We start from the raw sequence: 4838 nt of genomic DNA, 5'->3' as shown, positions 1-4838 counted from the left end.
CATGTCCATCGTGCTGGGCCTGCCGCTGGGCATCGTCTCGGGCTACTACGGCGGGCGGATCGACAACGTGCTCATGCGGATCATCGACGCGCTCCTGAGCTTCCCGGCGCTGCTGCTGGCGCTGACGATCTCGGCGGTGCTGGGCCCGAACCTGCAGAACACGATCATCGCCATCGGCATCGCCTTCACGCCCTTCCTCGCGCGGATCGTGCGGGGCGAGGCGCTGAGGGTCGTGCAGATGCCCTATGTCGAAGCCGCGCGCGCGGCCGGCACGCGGGACGGGCAGATGATCCTGCGCCACATCCTGCCCAACATCATGCCCGCGCTCATCGTGCAGGCCACGATCAGCCTCGCCTTCGCGGTGCTGGCGGAGGCGGCTTTGTCCTTCCTCGGCCTCGGCACCCAGCCGCCCATGGCCTCCTGGGGGCTGATGATCCAGGCCTCGCGGCAGTTCCTCGACATCGCGCCCTGGACCGCGCTGGTGCCGGGCGCCGCGCTCGCCATCACGATCCTCGGCCTGAACCTGCTCGGCGACGTGCTGCGCGACGTGCTCGACCCGAGGGTGAGGTAAGCCATGCTCGACCGGACCCCGCAGCAGCCCCTCGTCTCCATCGAGAACCTCCGCGTCGAGTTCGACGGCGAGAGCGGTCCCATCGTCGGCGTGAAGGACGTGAGCTTCACCGTGAACCCCGGCGAGACGGTCTGCGTCGTCGGCGAAAGCGGCTCGGGCAAGTCCGTCACGTCGCTCTCGCTCCTCCGGCTCGTCGAGTTCGGCGGCGGGCGGATCGTGTCGGGAAGGCTCTGGTTCCGGCCGGGCGAGGGCGAGGCGGTCGACCTCGCGCGGATGCCGGCCGAGCGCATGACGGAGCTGCGCGGCGATCGGATCGGCATGATCTTCCAGGAGCCGATGACGGCCCTGAACCCGGTCTTCACCATCGGGCGGCAACTGACCGACGGGCTTCGCAGCCACCGGGGCCTTTCGGCGGCCGAGGCCGACGCCCGCGCGCTCGAGCTCCTGCGCGAGGTGCGCCTGCCCGAGCCCGAGCGGCGGCTGAAGCAGTATCCGCACGAGCTGTCGGGCGGCATGCGCCAGCGGGTCGTCATCGCCATGGCCATGGCCTGCCGCCCGCAGCTCCTCATCGCGGACGAGCCGACGACCGCGCTCGACGTGACGATCCAGGCCGAGATCCTCGGCCTCATCAAGCGGCTGAAGCGCGAGACGGGGATGGCCGTCCTCTTCATCACGCACGACATGGCGGTGGTGGCGCAGCTCGCCGACCGCGTCGTCGTCATGCGCCACGGCGAGAAGGTCGAGGAGGGGCCGGTCGAGCGCATCTTCGCGGAACCGCAGGCGGAGTACACCCGCGCGCTCCTGGCCTCGGTCCCGAAGCTGGGCGAGATGCGGGGCAAGGCGGCGCCCGAGCCCCTGCGCATTCCGGGCGCGCCCGAGCCCGCCGCGCCCAGGCCCGCCGAGCGCTCCGGCACGGCGCCGCACCCCGTGCTCTCGGTCAGGGGCCTGACGACGCGCTTCCCGGTGAAGGGGGGCGTCCTCCGCCGCGTCGTCGCCAACGTCCACGCGGTCGAGAACGTGAGCTTCGATCTCGGCCACGGCGAGACGCTCGCCCTCGTGGGCGAGAGCGGCTGCGGCAAGTCCACGACGGCGCGCTCCATCCTGCGGCTGGTCGAGCCCACCTCGGGCGACGTGGTGATGGACGGGCAGGACATCCTCGGCCTCGACGCGGGCGGGCTCCGCCGCGCGCGGCGCAACATGCAGATGGTGTTCCAGGACCCCTTCGCCTCGCTCAACCCCTTCATGCGGCTGAGAAAGCAGGTGGCCGAGCCGCTCCTCAACTTCGATCTCGCGCGCGGATCGGAGCTCGAGGACCGCATCGCCTTCCTCTTCGACCGCGTGGGCCTGCCGCGCGACTTCATGCGCCGCTTCCCGCACGAGCTGTCGGGCGGGCAGCGCCAGAGGGTCGCCATCGCCCGCGCGCTCTCGGTCAACCCCAAGCTCATCATCGCCGACGAGGCTGTCTCGGCGCTCGATGTCTCGGTGCAGGCGCAGGTGCTGAACCTCCTGATGGAGCTCCAGGCGGAGTTCGGCCTGAGCTATCTCTTCATCAGCCACGACATGGCGGTGGTCGAGCGCGTCTCGCACCGGGTCGGCGTCATGTATCTGGGCCGGATCGTCGAGATCGGCTCGCGCGCGGACATCTTCGAGGACCCGCGCCACGCCTACACGCGCACGCTGCTGGCGGGGGTTCCCATCGCGGACCCGACGAAGCGGACGCTGAAGGAGAGCGCGGAGTTCAAGCCGCTGCCCTCGCCGGTCTTCCCGGTGGGGGAGGTGCGCGCCGATCCGGTCTACGAGGAGGTCGCGCCGGGGCATTTCGTGCTCAGGAACGACTGAGGGAAGGGGCGCGCGACGGCAACAGGGCGCGCCGAAGGGAGGAGAAGGACATGGCCTGGAAGGATTACCTCGACCGCGAGCAGTCGCGGTTCGTGTCGGAACTGGTGGAGTTCGTCGCCATCCCCTCGGTCTCGGCCAAGCCCGAGAACGCGCCCGACGTGCAGCGGGCGGCCGAGTGGGTCGCGCGCCGCATCGCCGCCGCCGGCGCCGAGAACGTCGAGATCCTGCCCACGGCGGGCCATCCCGTCGTCCTGGGCGACTGGCTCCATGCCGGGCCGGACCGGCCCACGGTGCTGATCTACGGGCATTTCGACGTGCAGCCTGCCGAGCCCTTCGACCTCTGGTCCTCGCCGCCCTTCGCTCCCGAGATCCGCGACGGGCGCCTCTACGGGCGCGGCGCGACGGACGACAAGGGCGGGATGTTCATCCCCATCGTCGCCGTCGAGGCGATGCTGAAGACGGCGGGCAAGCTGCCCGTGAACCTGAAGTTCTTCTTCGAGGGGCAGGAGGAGATCGGCTCGCCCGACATGCCGGACTTCGTGGCCGCGCATGCTAAAAGGCTCTCGGCGGACATGATCTTCTCGGCCGACGGCTCGCAATGGGCGCCCGACCAGCCGCAGATCGTCGAGGCGCTGCGGGGCCTCGCGTCGTGCGAGATCGTGGTGCGCGGCGCCCGGTCGGACCAGCACTCGGGCCTGCACGGCGGCGGCATCGCCAACCCGGCCATGGCGCTGGCGCAGATCCTCGCCTCGATGAAGGCGCCGGACGGGACGGTGACGGTCGCGGGCTTCTACGACGACGTGCGCCCGCTGACCGAGGCCGACCGCGCCGCCATCGCCGAGGTGCCCTACGACGCGGCCGCCTACCTCGCCGAGACGGGCGCGCCGGCGGAGTTCGGCGAGCCCGGCTATTCCACGCGCGAACGCCTCTGGGCGCGCCCGACGCTGGAGGTCAACGGGCTGACGAGCGGCTGGCAGGGGGCCGGGACGAAGACCGTGCTGCCCGCCGAGGCGCGCGCCAAGATCACCTGCCGCCTCGTCGCCGACCAGTCGCCAAAGCGGATCGTCGAGCTTCTCCGCGCGCATGTGGAGGAGCACACGCCCGAGGGCGTCGTCGTCGCCTTCGAGCGCGGCGCGGCGCGCGGCGACCCGTTCCTCGTGCCGCGCGGCCACAACTCCAGCGTCATCGCCGCGCAGGTGCTCGAGGAGGTCTACGGCAAGCGGCCCTTGCGCACGCGGGGCGGCGGCTCGATCCCGGTGATGACCACGCTGCTCGAACATCTGGGCGTGCATGCCACCATGTTCGCCTTCGGCCACGACGACGAGAACATGCACGCCCCCGACGAGTTCTTCCGCCTCGACACCTTCCGCCGCGGCCAGGACGCCTACTGCAGGCTTCTCGAGAGCCTGTAGCGTGCGCGCCCCGCGGCGGGGCGGCGGGCCCGCATGCAGGGGGCGGGCCCGCCGCGCAAACGCGAGGTCCGTCGCCCGTCGCAGCGAAACGTTCCGGCCCAGGCACTCCGGCCGTTCCTCGCAGGCCGCTCGCTTTGCGGAACGACTTTGCGCCTGAGGCCTCAGCGCGGGAAGTGCGGGCGGTCGGTGTTGTAGTGCTCGGCCAGGTAGTCGAGGATCGCCTCGCGGTCCTCCTCCGGGATCGGCTGCATCCCCTGCTTCTCGACCATCCAGACCAGGAGCTCGTCCCAGCCCTCGCGCGTCTGCCCCTGCTGGGCCACGAGGCGCTCGGAATGGCATGAGGCGCAGTAGTCGTAGGTGACGCGCGCGCCCTCCACCGGGTGGAGGACGCCCACGTCGCCCACGTCCGGGCCGTTCCCGGTCTCCTGCGCGGGCGCGGGCAGGGCGGCGGCCGCGAGGGCCGCCGCAAGACAGGCCGTCCGATGCATCCGCGTCACGCGTCGCCCGCCTGCACGGCGACCCGGTGGAAGGAATTGTTGAGGTATCCCTTGGGGTTCCAGCGGATCGCGAAGGGCTGCATCACGCCCTCGCTGTCGGTCGCGCGCGCCCAGATCTCGTAGTATCCCGGCTGCGGGACGGTGACGGTCGTGCGCCAGTTCTGCCAGGCTCCGTCGTTCACGGGGGCGTCGAGTTCCGCCTCCTGCCAGCTCTCGCCGTAGTCGGAGGAGACCTCCATCCGGCTGACGGTCCGGTCGCCCGCCCAGGCATGGCCGCGCACCTCGAACTCCGTCCCGGTCTCGGCGCCGTCCTGCGGATGGGTGACGAGCGACTTGACCGGCATCGCGTTGATGATCTCGAAATCCTCGAGCGGCACGTCGGTGCCCGGCGCCACGGGATAGGCGGGAACCTGGTAGGAGGGCGCCTCCATCTTCGTGCCGTCGTGGACGTGGTCGAGAAGTTCGATCCGCGTCAGCCATTTCTGCGAGCAGGAGCCCGGCCAGCCCGGCACCACGAGG

General features: G+C 71.1%; 5 protein-coding genes. 3 read left to right on the top strand and 2 right to left on the bottom strand.

Annotation, left to right across the window (positions count from 1 at the left end; translation table 11 throughout):
* The 3 genes from ACTS11_RS16755 to ACTS11_RS16745 all read left to right on the top strand — a co-directional run.
* Window positions 1-571: ABC transporter permease (locus tag ACTS11_RS16755; protein WP_442641437.1), on the top strand; the 571-nt coding region annotated here is incomplete at its 5' end.
* 3 nt (window positions 572-574) lie between these two features.
* Window positions 575-2410, top strand: a complete 1836-nt coding sequence (locus ACTS11_RS16750) for an ABC transporter ATP-binding protein (protein ID WP_442641436.1) — start codon at window positions 575-577, stop codon at window positions 2408-2410.
* 50 nt (window positions 2411-2460) lie between these two features.
* Entirely contained in the window at window positions 2461-3822 is a 1362-nt protein-coding gene (locus ACTS11_RS16745; RefSeq protein WP_442641435.1) for a dipeptidase, read from the top strand.
* Between the two features lie 161 nt (window positions 3823-3983).
* Here the strand turns inward: ACTS11_RS16745 and ACTS11_RS16740 are convergent, their stop codons facing one another.
* Window positions 3984-4310, bottom strand: coding sequence for an aldehyde dehydrogenase (locus tag ACTS11_RS16740; protein ID WP_442641438.1), 327 nt, complete (start codon window positions 4308-4310; stop codon window positions 3984-3986).
* A gap of 5 nt (window positions 4311-4315) precedes the next feature.
* The coding region (locus ACTS11_RS16735) for a Gmad2 immunoglobulin-like domain-containing protein (protein WP_442641434.1) at window positions 4316-4838 on the bottom strand (523 nt) is incomplete at its 5' end.

The sequence above is a fragment of the Roseicyclus sp. genome, assembly GCF_052168335.1.
Lineage (GTDB): Bacteria > Pseudomonadota > Alphaproteobacteria > Rhodobacterales > Rhodobacteraceae > Roseibacterium.
Note: the sequence above shows the minus strand (reverse complement) of the source record. Positions and strands in the feature narration are given on the sequence as shown.